This window comes from Spirosoma rhododendri (assembly GCF_012849055.1).
Taxonomy (GTDB): domain Bacteria; phylum Bacteroidota; class Bacteroidia; order Cytophagales; family Spirosomataceae; genus Spirosoma; species Spirosoma rhododendri.
Genome location: NZ_CP051677.1, coordinates 850,491 through 868,558 on the forward strand (window position 1 = coordinate 850,491; position 18,068 = coordinate 868,558).

Consider the following 18,068-nt stretch of genomic DNA (forward strand, 5'->3'; position numbering starts at 1 on the left):
GCTGGAAGCCGTCTGAGACAAATGCCTGAACGTGAAGCGTGAAGAATAGCTAAGCGAGGCAGGGCGGGCCGCGCAGCAGGGAGAGCACAATACGTTGCTCAAGCGTCTGTACGATGTACGAGAAAATGCCGTCGGGCAGCGTAATCGTCCAGAAAACAGGCGGTGTAACTACCGGTTCGACGCCGGGAACGAAGGGGGCATGGCTGCACATGTCCAGCCAGAATAGCTCGAAAGACGTGTGCGGATTATTGGAAATCGGCCCCTGTTTACCCGTTAGTTTATACGGGTGAGTATGAATAACGATGCGACCGTCAGACAGCCGGTGGGCGTGGATAAAGATCATGCTGTTGAGGGTAATCAACCCCCAAAGTAGCATCAGCCCCCGCGCCGTATATCGTCGTATGTCTGTTCTTGTCAGCAAACCGTAGCTGTCTCAACCGTTATTCAACAGCGAAGTAACGGCATAATCAAACGCAAAAATTGCTTTTCTAAATTTATTTTTTAGACTAGCCTAAAAACTAACTGGTTTCTTGTAAGAAGGCGAACGGTTCGGCATCTATACATTGCTACACAAAAAAAGCCTGATTCTCTACCGGAGAATCAGGCTTTCGCAAGCTGAAATGATCAGGCTTACTGAACGTTGTCTGACGTCAGTTTTGCACCCAGATATTCGCGGTTCAGACGGGCGATGTGATCGAGCGAGATCGACTTCGGGCACTCAACCGAGCAGGCACCCGTAAACGAACAGGCACCAAAACCTTCTGAGTCCATCTGCGCAACCATCCGCTCAGCCCGCTCGACGTGCTCAGACTGCCCCTGCGGCAGAATAGCCAGCTGCGATACTTTCGCCGATACGAAAAGCATAGCCGACGCGTTTTTACAGGCCGCTACGCAGGCTCCGCAACCGATACAGGCGGCTGCGTCCATCGCTTCGTCGGCAATCGTACGCGGAATCAGGATTTCGTTGGCGTCGCGAGCCGAACCGGTGTTGACCGATACGTAACCGCCCGCCTGAATGACGCGGTCGAACGCAGACCGATCAACCATCAGGTCTTTGATAACGGGGAACGCCCGTGCCCGCCAGGGTTCAACAACGATCGTATCGCCGTCGCTGAACGAACGCATATGCAGCTGACAGGTCGTTGCGCCCGTTTGTGGTCCGTGTGCCCGGCCATTGATGTACATCGAGCACATACCGCAGATACCCTCGCGGCAGTCGTGATCAAACGCCACCGGCTCTTCGCCTTTGCGGGTCAGTGAGTCGTTGAGCACGTCGAACATTTCCAGAAACGACATATCTTCCGATACGTTATCCAGTTGATATTCGACCAGCTTACCGGCTGTGTTATTATTTTTCTGTCTCCAGACTTTGAGTGTAATCTTCATCTTCTTGATAAGTTTAGAGTTTAAGGTCTAAAGTTTAAGGTTGGATAGCGATGCCACTTTAAACCTTAAACATCAAACCTTGAACTACTTATAACTCCGCTGCGTCAACTTCACGTTTTCGAACTCCAGCACTTCCTTGTTGAGGATTTCAGGCTGGTTTTCCCCCTGAAACTCCCAGGCTGCTACATAAGCAAAGTTGGCGTCGTCGCGCAGGGCTTCGCCATCTTCCGTCTGATGCTCTTCGCGGAAGTGACCACCGCACGACTCTTCGCGGTTCAGCGCGTCGTCGACCATCAGCTCACCCAGTTCGATGAAGTCAGCCACGCGTGATGCCTGCTCCAGCGCCTGATTGATTTCCTCTGAATCACCCAGCACTTTCACATTCGACCAGAAGTCTTTCTTCAGCTGCTGAATCTTCTGCTTAGCCGTTTTCAGACCTTCCGCATCCCGCGACATGCCGCAGTACTCCCACATGATGTGGCCCAGATCGCGGTGGAAATCATCGACCGGGCGGTCACCTTTGATCGACAGCAGTTTCTGCACCATGTCATGCACCTTCTGCTCGGCTTCCTTAAACACCGGTGAGTCGACAGCAATTTTATCGGCCGGACCGATCGTCGCCAGATAGTCGCCGACCGTGTACGGGATTACAAAATAACCGTCGGCAAGGCCCTGCATCAGTGCCGAAGCACCAAGGCGGTTGGCACCGTGATCAGAGAAGTTTGCTTCACCCAGCGCGTAGCAGCCCGGTACGGTCGTCATCAGGTTGTAATCAACCCATAGGCCGCCCATTGTATAGTGCACAGCGGGGTAGATCATCATCGGCAGTTCGTAGGGGTTCTCGCCGGTGATTTTCTCGTACATCTCGAAGAGGTTACCGTACTTCGCTTCGATCGTCTTCTTCCCGTCGCGCTTGATGGCGTCGGCGAAGTCGAGATATACAGCCAGGCCGGTTTTGCTGACGCCACGACCTTCGTCGCAGACATACTTAGCATTCCGCGACGCTACGTCGCGTGGTACGAGGTTACCAAACGATGGATAACGGCGCTCCAGGAAGTAGTCACGGGCATCTTCAGCCAGATCTGTCGGCTTAATCTTGCCTTCCCGGATCCGCATGGAATCCTCTTTCGTCTTAGGTACCCACACCCGCCCATCATTCCGCAGCGACTCCGACATCAGCGTCAGCTTCGACTGATAGTGACCCGATACAGGAATACAGGTTGGGTGAATCTGCGTGAAGCAGGGGTTCGCCATCAGGGCACCCTTTTTGTGCGCCCGCCATGCGGCCGTCACGTTCGAGCCCATCGCGTTGGTCGACAGATAGAATACGTTGCCGTAGCCACCCGTGCAAAGCAGCACCGCATGCGCCGAGTGCGATTCGATCTTACCCGTAATCAGGTTGCGTGTCACGATACCCCGTGCTTTGCCGCCCTCGACCACGAGATCAAGCATTTCGGTACGGGTATACAGTTTCACTTTACCATTGGCCACCTGCCGGCTCAGCGCCGAATAAGCACCCAACAGCAGTTGCTGACCGGTCTGACCACGAGCATAGAATGTACGCGATACCTGCGCACCACCAAACGAACGGTTGGCCAGCAGACCGCCGTACTCCCGCGCAAACGGTACGCCCTGCGCTACGCACTGGTCGATAATGTTGACACTCACTTCGGCCAGGCGGTGTACGTTCCCTTCACGAGCCCGGTAGTCACCCCCTTTGATTGTATCGTAGAATAGCCGGAATACGCTGTCGCCGTCGTTCTGGTAATTTTTGGCGGCATTGATTCCCCCCTGAGCCGCAATCGAGTGCGCCCGACGCGGGCTATCCTGAAAACAAAATGCTTTTACGTTATAGCCCAGCTCAGCCAGCGAAGCAGCTGCCGAAGCACCCGCCAGCCCTGTTCCCACAACGATAATATCATATTTGCGTTTATTAGCCGGGTTGACCAGCTTCAAACCAAACTTCTGCCGCGCCCATTTCTCGGCCAGCGGCCCCGCAGGAATTTTAGATTCGAGTTTCATAATTCATTGTGAATTAGTGATAGTCCGACACTTCTGTGAGCGAATGCATGACCGGCATGGCCGTGTTCATACATCCATACTTCACCTATTAAATAACCCCGTGAACCTGTAAAAACACATACACCGGCATGGCAGCGAACGCCAGCGGAATGATGAGCGCGAAGAAATAACGGCCGAGCAGCTCAATAGCTGGCGTGTATTTCTTGTGCCGAATGCCAAGTGACTGAAAACCACTCTGAAAACCGTGCGCCAGGTGATACCCGAGCGCCACCATGCACACGACGTACAGCAGCACGTACCACCACTCCCCGAATGCCACTTTCACTACGGCATACAAGTCTTTGTACTGCTTACCATCGTATTCAGCCATCGGAACCGAGCCGAAGTGCATCTCGTACCAGAACGTCCGCATGTGAATGATGATAAACAGCAACAGGACCGTACCCAGAATGCCCATGTTGCGCGATGACCAGTCACTGTTTGCTTCGGGTTTCGAATACGCATACTGTACCGGACGGGAATCACGGTTATGGCGGGTCAGAATGAACGCCATCAGTGCGTGCACCAGTATCGACGTGTACAACAGGTACGATACCGTCAGAATGAGTGGGTTATGCGTCATGAAGTACGTGTACTCATTGAACGCCCGCCCGCCGTCGGCCTTGAACAATTGCAGATTACCTGCCATGTGGACGATCAGGAACGTACTCAGAAAAAGCCCCGTCAGCGACATGATTACTTTGCGGCCGAGGGAGCTGGACAATGCCTGCGTTATCCAAACCATATAAAAAACGACACGAAATTGTAGTGGGAAAATATAGACAAAAGCCGCGTTTTGCGACGCGTCAAAGCTACTTCACAAAGCCCATGCAAACAACTTTGAATTTCCTTTTCGCCATGTATTTAGACCTTATCTACGTACCTTATACATACAGGTGAAATGGTTTCCCAACAGGCTGTTCGTCAGGATTGTTTGTGCGTATAGTGGTAGATCTTTGTAGAATTGGTGACACAACACCGCCCCGTCTATCCATAGACCATCACCGGCCGGATTCCAACCCGATCTTGAATAAACCCCAAAAGGCCCGTTCCTTTGTAAGAACATCCGCCGACCCAATAACGTGCTCATTGGGTAGTGGCGAAACCGATTTATTTATGAACGCATACGTGTTTCCGGGGCAGGGTTCGCAGTCGCCCGGTATGGGCCGCGACCTGTACGAAACCTCGCCCGCTATCAAAGAACTCTTCGATCAGGCCAACGACATTCTGGGCTATAACCTGACCCAGATTATGTTTGAGGGCACCGAAGAGGAACTGAAACAAACCATCTACACCCAACCCGCCATCTTCTTGCACAGTGTGGCACTGGCGCTGACCACCGACTCGTTTGTCCCCGACATGGTAGCTGGCCATTCGCTGGGCGAGCTGTCGGCACTGACAGCGGCTGGAGCCCTGTCGTTTGCCGACGGGCTGCGACTGGCCTCAATTCGGGCTACGGCGATGCAGCGGGCCTGCGAACTGGCCCCATCAGGCATGGCTGCCGTGACCAATCTGGCTGACAATGTAATCGAACGGATCTGCGCCGGTATCACGGACGAAATTATTATTCCGGCCAACTACAACTGCCCCGGCCAAGTCGTAATATCGGGTAGCATGGAAGGGATCAGGCTGGCGGGCGAGCAGCTGACGGCGGCTGGTGCCCGGCGGGTGTTGCAACTATCGGTAGGTGGCGCGTTTCACTCACCATTTATGGAACCGGCCCGGGCCGAGTTTGCAGAAGCTGTGACCAACATGAAGTTTCAGGCCCCTCGCTGCCCGGTTTACCAAAACGTCGACGCAAAGCCCCACACCGATCCAGACGAGATCAAAGCCAACCTGATCGCGCAGCTAACCGCGCCAGTTCGCTGGACTCAGTCGGTCGAGCGCATGGTTGCCGACGGCGCCACAGAATTTATCGAATGCGGCCCCGGAAAAGTGCTGCAAGGCCTGATCAAAAAGATTGTACCGACAGTACCAGCGCGGGCGATCTAACTTTTTTTACCGCTGATTGTCAGCCAGAAAGGCGCTATTTAGACCTTTCTGGCACATTTTTTATGATGTGTGCTTGCTTATGAGGCACAAAACGCCTTACATTTGCACTCGCAATTGCCCGATCGTCTAAGGGTAGGACGACAGATTTTGGTTCTGTTTGTGGAGGTTCGAATCCTTCTCGGGCAACAGAAGAAGGCCGCTAAGCTCACACTTAGCGGCCTTTCTGTTTATCTGCCAGTTCGTACACATTTTTTCAACAGACTGTTTTAGAACGCTCCGGCAACGGCATGTCGCCCACACAGTCAACCGGGCGCATGATGTACTCTGCGGCCTTGGTACAAGGAGAGAAGAAGCCAGGAACGCTGTATGAACCGCTACCCGTTTACTGCTATACAGAGCTGTAGGCGCTCAGGTTGCGCAACTATGTATCTGATCTTGGTTAATTCTTGACCTACGGTTACCGCTGAAAATTTATCGTACTGTTTTCGTGATATATGTATAGGTAAACATTCTGAATTCGTTTAAGTACTAAGCTTATTCTGTCTAAGCGACGAAAAACCGCACTGATTGAATAAAACAGTAAATAACCTGATGTGACCGTGTTTTAAGAATTACGTCAGACTAATATAATGTTCTGAATTTTAATTCATATTTGTTGTATGGAGAAGGACGAGAAGGTCAGGCGGAACCGCGCGAAAACGACCCAACGTATCGTTGAAGCTCTTGAAGAGGTGATTGCTGAACGTGGTCTGGAGGGCGTGGGCGTAAACCGGGTGGCCGAGAAAGCTAATGTAAGCAAAGTCCTGATCTACCGCTACTTCGGTGGCATGGAAGGCCTGATGGAATACTATGTGAAGATGGGTAAACTCTTCCCGGTATTCAACCCAGCTGTTCTGGATCAGATTCGTCCGTTGCACGATTCGGATGTTGCCCGTATCTGGTACCGTCAGGTTATTCAGACGTACCGGTACTTCCGCACGTTCAAAGCAGCCCGCGAAGTGCTGAAAGCCAGTGTCATCGAAAATGATTCGATCGCCGAAACAACTGCCCGCGCACAGGACGAGGAAATGACCCGGCTGGTTGAGCAGTTGTCATTTGTACAGGGAGCCGACACGCAGGCTATCTCAGCCGTCATCCTGGGCGCCATGAATTATCTGACCATCATGGCCCAGAACGATCGCACGATGATCAGCATTGATCTGCGCAGCGAAGAAGGCTGGAAGCGGGTTGAGAGCGCGATTAAAACGATTTACATTGCCCTGAACCGCATGGCTAGTCAGGCCAAAGAAGTTAATCTTGAATTGCAGTCGGCGCAATTGCCGATGGCACAATGGTAGTTCCCCCTACCTTACTAACTAACTAACTCGTATTAATAGAAGCGGCCGGAGTTAAACCCCGGCCGCTTCTTCTTATTTCACTACTACCGTTTTCATCTGCGGACCGTACCCTTTTATTGTCAGCGACTTCCATTGCTTTGGCAAGCGGGCTTTCTGCTGAACGATTCCGGCGTCGGTAATTTCCAGCCCGCCGAAGCCGTTCATCACCGACTGCAACATGCCACCCGCGCCCGTGGCGAAGTAGGGGTTTGTGCCGCCCGCCGTTTCAGCCATCACGCCAAACGGCGGTACCTCATTCGGCTTATAGCTGCGTTGAAACCATTCGTAAGCTTTATCAGTGTTGCCCAGCCGGGCATTCAGCGTCGATAGCACCGACCAGCCCATGGCCGGACCTTCGGGTGAATACCGGGGGCTGTAATAATCCAGATCGCGCCGAATGGCGGCTTCATCACTCACGACGCGCAGCGGATAAGCCAGCAGATTTACGTCGGCCTGTTTGATCTGCACGCCGTCGTAGGTACGGTTTTCTTTGGTCACACCATCTGGAAATTTCAGAATTGGAATATTATCCGCCACAAGCTTCCAGTCGGCGTCAGGGGTTATACCGAGCGTCTGCGCAGCTTGTATGGCGTAGTTCAGCGACGTTTTTGCCATCGCGTTAGTGAAGGCGTTATCGTCGATATTTTCCTGCCATTCGTTCGCCCCGATCACGTTGTTGATGTGGTATTTACCGGGGGCCTCCCGCTCGACGCGACTCGCCCAGAATTCGGCCACTTCTTTTAGCATAGGGTAACCACGCGTGCGCAGCCATTCTTTGTCGCCCGTTACCTGATAATATTTCCAGAACGCCCAGCCGACGCAGCCGGTGATATGGTGCTGAAACGGGCCTGTCAAGGCCCAGACGGGCGTTGCTTCCTGCCCATCTGAATCAGACTCCCACGGAAACATCACCCCCTTGTAGCCGTGACTGAACGCGTTTTGCCGGGCCATACTCATCCGCTCAAAACGGTATTCCAGCAACGACTTCGCCAGTTCGGGCTTTAGCGTCAGCAGTGGTGGGTACATCCAGAGTTCGGTGTCCCAAAACACGTGACCGTTGTAGCCCAGCCCCGACAAGCCCATCGGTGATAGACTGTACGCCGTACCAGCGCGGGAAAACGAATACAGATGATAAATAGCCGAGCGCACGGCCCGCTGCGCGTCGGGGTCGCCGTCAATGACGATGTCGCTTTGCCAGAGTTTGTCCCATTCGGCGCGGTGGCGGGTCAGCAGCCGGTCGTTGCGTTCGAGGGCGGCAAACAGCGTCAGGCGTTCAGCTTCGTTGAGTGGATCAGCGGTGTGGGCGGTCGAGGATACTGAGCCAACAACGCTGAATCGGTAGGTTTCGCCCGCTTTCAGGTGCTTCTTGAATTTCGCCAGATGCATGTTGTAGTCCCAGTCTTCGTGGATCACATCAGGCTCCTGCCCGTGCGGTTCCTCGAAAATAAAGCTGGTCGACGCGGCTACCGTATGCCGACCCGTCGGGCTTTTAGCGACCGAGGTCAGCAGGCGAATCGTAACGTGAGATCGGTCGATTTCGGAGTACAGGTTTTTTACTTCCCGCAGATTGTCGGGGGTTTCGATGACGCTGGCGGGGATGATATCACAGTCTTTTTTGGCCGTAATTTCCATCATCGTCAGTTCAGAAAAAGGTAGGTGCCGCAGGGCCATCATCGTCTGCCGAACACTTACCTTGTCCTTGTAATCGAAGGTCGTGGTGAGGGCCGCCTTCTGCATGTCGAGCGTCTGCCGGTAGTTGCTGATGTCTTTCGGCCCAACCCGCGTACCGTCGACGTCGAGGTTCATATTGGCGAAGTTGAACACTTTCAGAATGTTCGACACACGCCCCCGACCGTAGGTATCGAATGCGCCGTTGAGCACGACATCCTTTACTTTCATCGGTTCCGGCGACGACACCAGCCCGACCATACCGTTGGCAACGGTGATGCCGTAATAATTGGCGGGATTGATATTCTGGCCCACGATCAGCCAGTCGGGTGAGGTAGTTTGTGCGCAGACAGGCTGGCTGAAGGCAACGACGCCCAGCAAACCTGTCAGTAGTAACGTTTTTCTCATGTGGGTATAGAAAAATTAGTTATCAAAATAATTCTATCCGACACTGGAAAACAATAGCCCGCCACCTAAACTATCGTTGCCGAGAAAATACGGGGGTCAGTTAGGCGCGTAGGTGAACTGAACGACGAATGACTGACTACCGTCGACGTTTGTGCGTTGCCAGCCGAGCGCAATGGGCAGTTGCTTTGTCAGGTAATATTCAACACCCACCACAAGCTGCCCCTGCACGTGTTGGCCCGAAATCCAGTCGCCCAGTACGTGCAGTTTCTTGAAAACGCCCGCATCGAAACCACCCTGAAAACCATAGGCCCGCCCTTCGCCCAGATAGGGCTGATTGCCCACGTAGCCACCCAAAGACCATTTGTACCGCTTATTTTCGAACGAACCAGCCAACTGTCCGTAGCCGTAGGAAACAAAGCGGGTCCGGTGACTGGGCGACAGATTGAAGCCCATCTGCGTGCCGACGCCGATTTCCAGATGATCGGTAAGATCGAATGATTTCTGCGCGTTGAACAGTACCAGCGGGCCGTAGGGCATCTGCACACTGGTATCGTTGCGGGAGATCTGCCGCAGATCGGGATCGTAGATGAGATTGTACAGGTTCGCGCCTACCTCAAATTCCTTCCCCAGTCCGTAATTGATTGTTGTCGCAGAGTGGTACGACGATTCGATGTTGAACTGCTGCTGAACGGCAAACTTTTTCTTATCGACAATGTCGGACGATGGCACGTTGAAGTACGTCTGCTGTGCCAGCAGAGACCTGGCTGCAAGCAGTACAAGCGTACAGGCTAACCAAACACGATTTTTCACAAGCTGTTGAGTTTAGATAAACAGCCAAAGTGCCGGTTTCGCGGGCTAGGCGCATTAAAGCCATATTAAAGCTAGCGTGCAGCGACGGGCTTGCGACGGGCCGTTGCTTTCTGCACCACCCAGTTCCCTACTTTTTCGCCTTCAATCTGCCCGTTGCTCAGTGCCGACCGATAGTGAATGCCACCGTACAGCCGGCTGATGGACGCTTCGTTGGCGGCATCACGGAACGACTTGAACGACCGCACACCGTGCCCGTATTTGTACTCAGTCGAGTCGGTGAAGGCGATATTGTCGCCGATCAGATTGGTCAGTACTGTGGCTGCGGCTGTGGAAATTACGCTGTGCCCACTGGGGTACTCCGGGAAGGGAGGGGTCTGTAGAAAAGGTGTCCACTTCGGGTCCATCAGCTTGTTGATGACCGTTTCTGGCCGGACCATGTTGCTACGGTATTTTTCGTCCCAGCAGGAAATAAAGCCATCCGTCAGGGCAAACGACGTCAGGGCGTAGGCTTCAACCATCTGGATCATAGACAGCTTCTTCTGCCGCCCGACCGTCTGGGCAATTGCCATCCAGTGCCCACCAGGGGTCATTTTTTTCGACGCATACATAACGTGACCGGCTACGTTCATCACGAACGCATTATCGTCCCAGAAGTAGGCGGTCGCTTCCTGCTCCTTCGTCAGATTCTTGCCGATGGTGTACACCTCATCGACCTCCTTTCGGTAGGGGCTACCCGCAGTCATGTTGTACGGTGTCGGGCGGGTTGGCATAAACTGATTACAGGTGTCCATAGCCCAGCAGCGCAGTTTGTTCCACTGCGGCTCGGCGGCATCCATGTAAGCAGGGGGCGTTGGTACCCAGGTTCCTTCAGCGTTGGTTACGGTATGCTTGAAGCCACGGGTTTGTTTGTAATTGTCTTTGGCGCCATAGTCGAGCACGTGTTTGGCTACCGCTTCGCCATACGCCATCGACCGTTCGTAAACGTCGTCGGGCACGCCATCTTCCTTGTATTGCTCGTAGAGCGGCTTTTCAAATTCATCGTAGAATTCAACGCTGAACGTGAGCGCGCGGGCGACAGTCATAAAAGCGCGGACGCTGGCCAGTGGATAGCAATACTGCTGCCCGGCCTCGGGTTGCGGCCCAGCCTGAAACCGCTTCAGCTTACCGCCGAGGGACTGATAATTGGGGTCGAACGGCACGAGCGCTTCGTAGCCCGCGAGGTTGGCGTAGGCGTAAATCCGACTGGCCACGGGGGGCGAAAAAATGTCGTGGACGACGACTTCCGTCAGTTTGTTGAGCGCTGAATTATAGCGTTCAGGATTGGCAGCTTTCGCATTATATTCAGCGGGAGTAGCTTCTTTTTTGCAGCCTGCCAGCAGGGCCAGCAGCGTAAAAAAGCTCGTCCAGTGAGCAAAACGTTTCATACGGCAGGGACATTGAGCATCCGGTTGTCGTGTGTAAACCGGCTGATTGATCTTACAAAATTAACGGAAAATACCGGACAAATCGCAGAAAAAACGTCGGTTACTACTTACTGATTTCCGGCGGGTTTCAGCCGCACGAGTTGCACCGGCGCATTGTTTCGGGCCATGATCAGGCGTGTTCCCGACGTGGCCGGAATAGCCACCATGTCCCGCACCTCACCGGACAGCAACAGCCCCGTATCGACTGGTGATAAGCTGGTGAACTGCGGGGAACTGCCCGACCTTTTACCGTCGTTGCGCAGCACCAGCCCGTAGCTGGCGTCGTACCGGCCCTGATACATACTGGCCCCGTAGAAATTGCCGCCCCCTACCACATCCAGGTCGCCGTCGTGGTCGATGTCGAGCGGCAATAGGGTAAATAATTTCGACACCTGAGCCTGTACTGGCAGCGTATGCACGACGAATTTTCCGTACTGATTTTCCAGGTATACCGACGCCAGCTGATTCACGTCCCGCTCTTCAGCATCGGTCAGTTCGCCCTGCGAAAACAGTTGCTCGACGGTCTGCCCGGCATAGTCGGCGTAGTTAGTGTACCGACGATTGATGATACTTGGCACCTGCTTGCCCAGCTCGTCTTTCGTGGCCGTCGGGTACCAATGGTCGAGCACGTTGTAAGCCAGAATAGGGTCGTTGGTTTTGTTGTTGTCAAGGTCTTTGACCCACAGGTGCAGCTTTATATCGGCTCCCTTGCGCAGACGCGTGTTGAGGCCCAGGTTACCAGCTATCAAGTCTATGTCGCCATCACGATCGAAATCGGCGGCTGCCAGGCACTGCCAGAAACCATTCATAGGTGTACCGTTGAACGGATTTTCAACCTCAGTCAGTTTACCACCGTCGTTCGCAAATACCCGCACCGGCATCCAGTCGCCCGCTACGATCAGGTCGAGGTCTTTGTCATTGTCAGTATCGGCCCAGACGGCATCGGTCACCATGCCGACTTGTTTGAGCGCCGGGGCTACCGACGCGGTTTGATCGGTGAATCGCCCTTTTCCGTCGTTGATGAGCAGGTATGAGTCGGGCGTTTTTCCGTATGCGAAGCCAACGACACGACCCCCAACGAACAGATCGAGGTCACCATCATGGTCAACGTCGGCAGGGCGCGCACAGCTTTTGTTGCTGAACATGGGCGGCAAAGCATCAGGGCGACGGGTGAACTGACCCTTGCCGTCGTTGATGTACAGTCGATCGGCCAGTTCGGGCGCGGGACCGTAAAACTCGTTCCCGCCCGTCACCACGTACAGGTCAGCGTCGCCGTCGCCGTCAGCATCGAAGAACGTTGCCCCGGTATCTTCGGCGTCAGCATCGGCCAAAAATGCCGGTTGCGCCGAATTGGTAAAGCGTCCGTCGAGTGTTTGCAGCAGCAGCGACCCCGCCTGCCGACGGGCACCACCAATGTACACGTCAAGTAGTCCGTCGCCATTGACGTCGGCGGTTGCCAGCTTCGGCCCTTCGGTTGATAGCTTAAATGGCATTAGCGATTCACGGGTAAAATCGTAATAGTCGACGTTTTCCCGATGCCGGTATAGTATCAGCGTTGTGTCATTGATCACCGTAAACAGCGGATCCGCAGCTGGTTTGGGAAACAAAAACGGTATTGCCCGAGCGTCGGCCTGCCGCAAGGTCAGTGTTTGATTGGCGGCTACATTACGTCGAACCTCGACCTGCTGATTTGGCCAGATAACGGCTACGGAGTCCAGCTTTTTGTGCGTCCCCACCCCGAACGTCAGCACAGGTTCCACCGCTGATTCAAAGCCCCGCGTCGGCATAAGCTGTTGTACCTGCACCGTGTCACGGCTATACAAAATAACTTTTGCCCCGACGCCGAACGTGTTTGGTGCCTGCCCTGCCAGCTTAATTTTCAGGTATTGATTGGCCGGAAACAGCGTGCGGGCCTGATTCTGATAGACACCCGCCGGGTCGGCAATGTTGTTCGTGACCAGATCGAGATCGCCGTCGTTGTCGAGGTCGGCGTAGGCAGCACCGCAGGAAAAGGTCGGCGTCTCGAAACCCCACGTCAGCGACTTGTCGGTGAATTGCAGATTACGGCCACCCCGAAACAGGTAGTTATGCACCTTCCCGCTCGGCATATGCGCCAGATCCTGCTCGTTGAACGTTCCGGCCGAGGTGTTCATCCGGCTCTGCACCGAATCGCTCGAAATGTACTTGACGTAGTCGAGGTTGTTGGGCCGCCGGACAATGCCATTGGCGATAAACAGGTCTTTTTGCCCGTCATTATCGTAATCGGCCAGCAAGGGCGACCAGCTCCAGTCGGTTGCCGCTACGCCCGCCAATAAGCCGACGTCCATAAACTGCTTGCCGGACAGATTCAGTTGCAGGCAGTTGCGGCTGTACTGATCCATGTAGCCGTACGACAGCTTGTAGCGGTACACGTCAAGCGCATCTTCGCCCTGCGACGATTTTTCGACCACCTCGTCGGCCGGATACATGTCCAGCGTCATCAGGTCGGGGTAGCCGTCGTTGTTGACGTCGGCGGCATCGTTACCCATCGAGAAGCGGCTCGTATGCCCAAACGCCTGCCGGACGCTCTCGCGAAAATGGCCGTGCTGATCGTTGATATAGTAGTAGTCGTCTTCGTGGAAATCGTTGGAGACATACATATCCTCCCAGCCGTCGTTGTTCAGGTCGGCCACGGCAATGCCCAGCCCATAACCCATAGCCGCGCCGAAGATGCCCGCTTGTTCGCTGACGTCGGTAAAGGTCGGCTTGCCCGTTTCAACGAGTTGATTTTTGAACAGATAATCACCCGACTCGGGGACACGGACGCTCCGGGCCGATACGTTGTCGTAGCTACGCGAGGTGTGTACGGCGTGGTTGAGCAGGAAGCAGTCGAGATCGCCGTCGTGGTCGTAGTCGAAGAAAGCGGCCTGTGTCGAAAAGCCCGCGAAGTTCAGTCCGTAAGCCGCAGCCTGCTCGGTGAACGTCGGCACACCATCGGGACCGGGGCCGTTATTGATGTACAGTTCGTTGGTACCCGTCAGCCCCCGAAACTTGCTAACTGCGCTGACGTAGATGTCGAGCCGACCGTCGCCGTTGACGTCAGCCATTGTCACGCCCGTCTGCCAGCCAGCCTTACCCGCTACATTTGCCTTTGTCGTAACGTCGCGGAAGGCCATGTTGCCCTTGTTCAGGTACAGCTTGTTTGGCCCCTGACTCGACACGAAATATAAATCCGACAAGCCGTCGCCGTTCAGATCGCCAGCAGCAACACCCGCGCCGTTGTAGAAATACAGGTAATCGAGAATCGACAGACTATCCGTTTCGCGCAACTGATTGATGAAGCCGATACCGGTTTTGGTCGAGTCGAGCGACTGAAACAGCTCAGGTTCGGCCGGTTCGGTTCGGCAGGCGGTCAGGTAACCAACTAAAAGCAGGGTGCAGAGTACTCCGCAGCAACGGCCGACTGCCAGTCGAGTCTGGGTTACACAGTTCTGCATCACCGTCTTACTTCGAAAAGTTTGGGGCGGTCGTTGTTGACCAGGTTAATCAGGTAGTTACGACCGTTAATCGTGATTGGGCTGATCTGCTTGACTTCGCCATTGACAACGTAGCCGCTTTTCTGCGTCGACAGCACCCGGAACCGACCGCGCCCTTCGTTGGCCAGCACAAGGCCCCGGCACGCGTCGATCATGCCGAGCTGTGGCAGGAAATGGGTGAAGTTGCCACCCAGAATCATGTCTTTACGCCCGTCGGCGTTAACGTCTTCGCAGGCAATGGCGTTGACGCACGACAGCTGCACCACCGATGGTAGTTGCGCCAGCCCAAACTGCCCGTTACCCCGGTTCAGCGCCACCACCGACTTGCGGTAATTCACCGTCTTAACCTGCGCTTTCTCCAGCACATCGGGCGCAAACAGATCCTGAATCGACTTGGTCGCGTAGTCGTGGTGCTTGAGAATCTTGGTTTTCAGGAACGGAAACTGATCGGCCATTTCGCGCTTCAGGAAAATCGGCATATCCCGCCCGTCGACAGTTTTTGTCATGATCTTGTCGAGAATGCCGTTTTTGTCGAAGTCGCTGACCCATAGTTTGAGCGGTGCCTGCTCCGACGCTTTCAGCGAGAAGTTTTCGCCGATGTTGCCCAGCACCAGATCGGGCCGGGCGTCGCCATCGACATCCATCACGCCCACGCTGCCCCAGAACCCATTGACGTTTTCCAGCCCGGTCGTGGTTTTGTGGAGTTTGCCTCCGTCGAAGCGCAGCACCTGCGGGGCCATCCAGTCGCCCACCACAACGAGTTCCTTACGCCCGTCGCCGGTCAGGTCGGTCCAGGCGGCATCGCGAAGCATACCGATTTCGAGCAAATCGGGCGCAATGCGCTGTGTCACGTCGTCGAACTCGCCGTTGCCGACGTTATGGTAGAGAAAACTCTGCGGACTGACACCGTATTGCTGCGGGTAGCTACGGCTACCGACGAACAGGTCCAGTTTACCGTCGTTGTCGTAATCGTAGGGCAGCACCACCGACGTGTTCATATCGTTGGGCGGCAGGGCGCGGCTGTTGAACGTAAAGCCGCCTTTGCCGTCGTTGACGTACAGCCGGTCGAGCCGGTCGCGGGGGTCGGTGGCGGGTTCGTTGCCACCACTGCCCACGTACAGGTCAAGATCGCCGTCGCCGTCGGCATCAAAAAACTGCGCGGCAGTATCTTCAAAGCCGCTGAACCGCGAAAAGAACGACTGCTCTGTTTTGGTAAAGCCCGCGCCGGTTTGCAGATAAAGCTGCCCCCCCTGCCCCTTCGCCCCACCTACGTACAGGTCGGCCCGACCGTCGCCGTTAACGTCGCCAATGGCCGCTTTCGGCCCTTCCGACGAGAGTTTCATGGGGATATTCCGTTCATTGAAATAGTCCTCGTAATCGTCCTCCACGTGCTTATCGAGCTGAATCGGCGATGCCGTTAGTAGAGCAAATGCAGGAGCAGGCGTTACAATGCTTGCTTTGGCCGGAGCGGTTACACCATCGGCCACCGAATACGTGTAGGTCTTTTTGGTCGCTACGTTTTTGATAACCGTAACGCGCTTGTCGTACCACGTAATCCGAACCGAATCCAGCTTATCGAGATTACCCAGGCCAATCGTCTGCGTGTACTCGGCCCCCGACTGAAACCCGCGCGACGGGGCTACGTACCGACTGAAAATCTGCCCCCCGCCAAACAGTTCGATGTTCGAGCCGATGGCGTAGGTGTTCTGCCCGGCACCGGTCAGTTTGATCCGAATGAAGCTATTGGCCGGGTTGCGTTCCGCGTGATTCTGGTACACAAAACACGGCTGATTGACGTTGTTGACAACCAGATCGAGATCACCGTCGTTGTCGAGGTCGGCATAGGCGGCACCGTTGGAGAACGACGGATCGGCCAGCCCGAAATCGTCGCCCCGCTCGTCGAATTTGAGGTTCTTTTTGTTATGGAAAAAGTTGTTCGGTATGGGGTTCGACGGCATGTTTTTCACGATCTCATCGAACCGCTGTTTCTCGCCCGATAGAGCCATCCGCTGGGCCATGTCGTTGGCGAAGAAGTCGATAAAATCCTGGTCGATTACGTCGTGGTAAATGCCGTTACAGACAAAAATATCGTTATAGCCGTCGTTGTCGGCGTCGAACATCAGCGCGCCCCAGCTCCAGTCGCTGGCGGCAACGTCGGCGTAGCAGGCAATCTCGCTGAACGTCCCGTCCTGATTGTTCAGTTGCAGGCAGTTCTGCTGTAGCTGATTGTAAAAGCCTTTGTCGCGCTTCAGGTTAGCGAGGTAATGGCTCTCAAACGAAGTCGTCGTTTTCAGTCGCTTTTCGTCGCGGGGCAGCATCTCGGTCGTAAAAATCTCGGGGTGCCCATCGTTGTTGATGTCGGCCATATCGGCTCCCATCGACGCGATACTCAGGTGCTTCATCCGCGACTCGATGTCCTCCTTAAACGTGCCGTCTTTCTGGTTGACGTACAGGTAATCTTTCTCGAAGAAGTCATTCGATACGTAGATATCCGGGTACTGATCGTTGTTGACGTCGATGATGGTCACGCCCAGCCCGAAGCCAATCAGGCTGCTGAAAATGTTAGCTTCCTTGCTGACGTCGTGGTAAACGCCGTTGTCGTTCCGCATTAGCCGGTCGCCCCCGCCCTTCAAAAAATCCTTTACCGGCCAGTCTTCCGCCCGCAGGTTACGGCTGCTTTCGTAATTGACCGAGTTGACGGGAATAAAGCTGTTGTTCAGGATGTAGCAATCGAGGTCGCCGTCGAGGTCGTAATCGAAGAACGCGGTCTGTGTCGTGTAGCCGTTTTCGTTCAGGCCGTATTTTTTGGCAGATTCGGTAAAGGTCAGATCACCGTTATTGATGTACAGGTCCTTCTCCTGCCCGACGTTTTTCTGATACCCGGCGTTGCTGACGAAAATATCCAGCTTGCCGTCGTGATTGACGTCGACCATCACGACACCCGTACCCCACTTGCCCTTGCCACCAACGCCTGCCTTATCAGTGATGTCTTCGAACTGCCAGTTGCCTTTGTTCAGGTACAGCTTGTTCGAGCCCATATTGGCCGTGAAATAAATGTCGGGCAGGCTGTCGCCGTTGATGTCGCCCACGGCTACGCCCCCACCGTTGTAGAAATTACGGTAGTTGAATATGTTGAAGTCCTCCCGGTTTTTGACTGTATTTTCAAAGTTGACGCCGATGGCTTTGTTGTCCATACGCTCGAACAGCGTATCCTTTTTCGGCCCGGAGCAACTACTTACCAGTAACATAGTCAGCACAAAACCCGCGCTGAGCAAACTGGCTTTTCGATTATACTGATGATTCATTGATTGTTCGTCACTGGCGGCTACGGCAACCGCGCTATAGGTTATAGATAGTTATTCTGATACGCTGGACCTTTCAGGAATCGC

General features: G+C 54.5%; 11 protein-coding genes and 1 tRNA gene. 3 read left to right on the forward strand and 9 right to left on the reverse strand.

The window, feature by feature from the left end; translation table 11 throughout:
• Window positions 1–49: 49 nt before the first annotated feature.
• The 4 genes from HH216_RS03275 to HH216_RS03290 all read right to left on the reverse strand — a co-directional run bounded on the left by HH216_RS03275 (window position 50) and on the right by HH216_RS03290 (window position 4,141).
• Window positions 50–343, reverse strand: a complete 294-nt coding sequence (locus HH216_RS03275; RefSeq protein ID WP_169549489.1) for a hypothetical protein — start codon at window positions 341–343, stop codon at window positions 50–52.
• Between the two features lie 287 nt (window positions 344–630).
• Complete coding sequence (locus tag HH216_RS03280; protein ID WP_169549490.1) at window positions 631–1,386, reverse strand: succinate dehydrogenase/fumarate reductase iron-sulfur subunit; 756 nt, start codon at window positions 1,384–1,386, stop codon at window positions 631–633.
• Window positions 1,387–1,470: 84 nt separating this feature from the next.
• Window positions 1,471–3,408: a fumarate reductase/succinate dehydrogenase flavoprotein subunit gene (locus tag HH216_RS03285; RefSeq protein ID WP_169549491.1), complete on the reverse strand. Its 1,938-nt coding sequence runs from the start codon at window positions 3,406–3,408 to the stop codon at window positions 1,471–1,473.
• A gap of 88 nt (window positions 3,409–3,496) precedes the next feature.
• A complete protein-coding gene (locus HH216_RS03290) occupies window positions 3,497–4,141 on the reverse strand; it encodes a succinate dehydrogenase cytochrome b subunit (RefSeq protein WP_254448809.1) in 645 nt (214 codons plus the stop codon).
• 422 nt (window positions 4,142–4,563) lie between these two features.
• Here HH216_RS03290 and fabD point away from each other — a divergent pair, with 422 nt between their 5' ends.
• The 3 genes from fabD to HH216_RS03305 all read left to right on the forward strand — a co-directional run bounded on the left by fabD (window position 4,564) and on the right by HH216_RS03305 (window position 6,776).
• Window positions 4,564–5,439 carry an ACP S-malonyltransferase gene (gene fabD, locus HH216_RS03295; protein ID WP_169549493.1) on the forward strand — a complete coding sequence of 292 codons (876 nt, stop codon included), beginning with the start codon at window positions 4,564–4,566 and terminating at the stop codon, window positions 5,437–5,439.
• Between the two features lie 115 nt (window positions 5,440–5,554).
• Window positions 5,555–5,625, forward strand: a tRNA-Gln gene (locus HH216_RS03300).
• A gap of 473 nt (window positions 5,626–6,098) precedes the next feature.
• Complete coding sequence (locus HH216_RS03305; RefSeq protein ID WP_169549494.1) at window positions 6,099–6,776, forward strand: TetR/AcrR family transcriptional regulator; 678 nt, start codon at window positions 6,099–6,101, stop codon at window positions 6,774–6,776.
• A 72-nt stretch (window positions 6,777–6,848) separates the two neighbouring features.
• Here the strand turns inward: HH216_RS03305 and HH216_RS03310 are convergent, their stop codons facing one another.
• From HH216_RS03310 to HH216_RS03330, 5 genes are all read right to left on the reverse strand, one after another.
• Window positions 6,849–8,891, reverse strand: a complete 2,043-nt coding sequence (locus HH216_RS03310) for a glycoside hydrolase family 65 protein (protein ID WP_169549495.1) — start codon at window positions 8,889–8,891, stop codon at window positions 6,849–6,851.
• A 96-nt stretch (window positions 8,892–8,987) separates the two neighbouring features.
• Complete coding sequence (locus HH216_RS03315) at window positions 8,988–9,701, reverse strand: hypothetical protein (RefSeq protein WP_254448676.1); 714 nt, start codon at window positions 9,699–9,701, stop codon at window positions 8,988–8,990.
• Between the two features lie 71 nt (window positions 9,702–9,772).
• Window positions 9,773–11,125, reverse strand: a complete 1,353-nt coding sequence (locus tag HH216_RS03320; protein ID WP_169549496.1) for a vanadium-dependent haloperoxidase — start codon at window positions 11,123–11,125, stop codon at window positions 9,773–9,775.
• A 107-nt stretch (window positions 11,126–11,232) separates the two neighbouring features.
• On the reverse strand, window positions 11,233–14,640 hold the full coding sequence (locus HH216_RS03325; protein ID WP_169553253.1) for a VCBS repeat-containing protein: 3,408 nt from the start codon (window positions 14,638–14,640) through the stop codon (window positions 11,233–11,235).
• Complete coding sequence (locus HH216_RS03330; RefSeq protein ID WP_169549497.1) at window positions 14,640–17,984, reverse strand: VCBS repeat-containing protein; 3,345 nt, start codon at window positions 17,982–17,984, stop codon at window positions 14,640–14,642. Before HH216_RS03330 ends, HH216_RS03325 begins: the two co-directional genes overlap by 1 nt.
• Window positions 17,985–18,068: the final 84 nt, after the last annotated feature.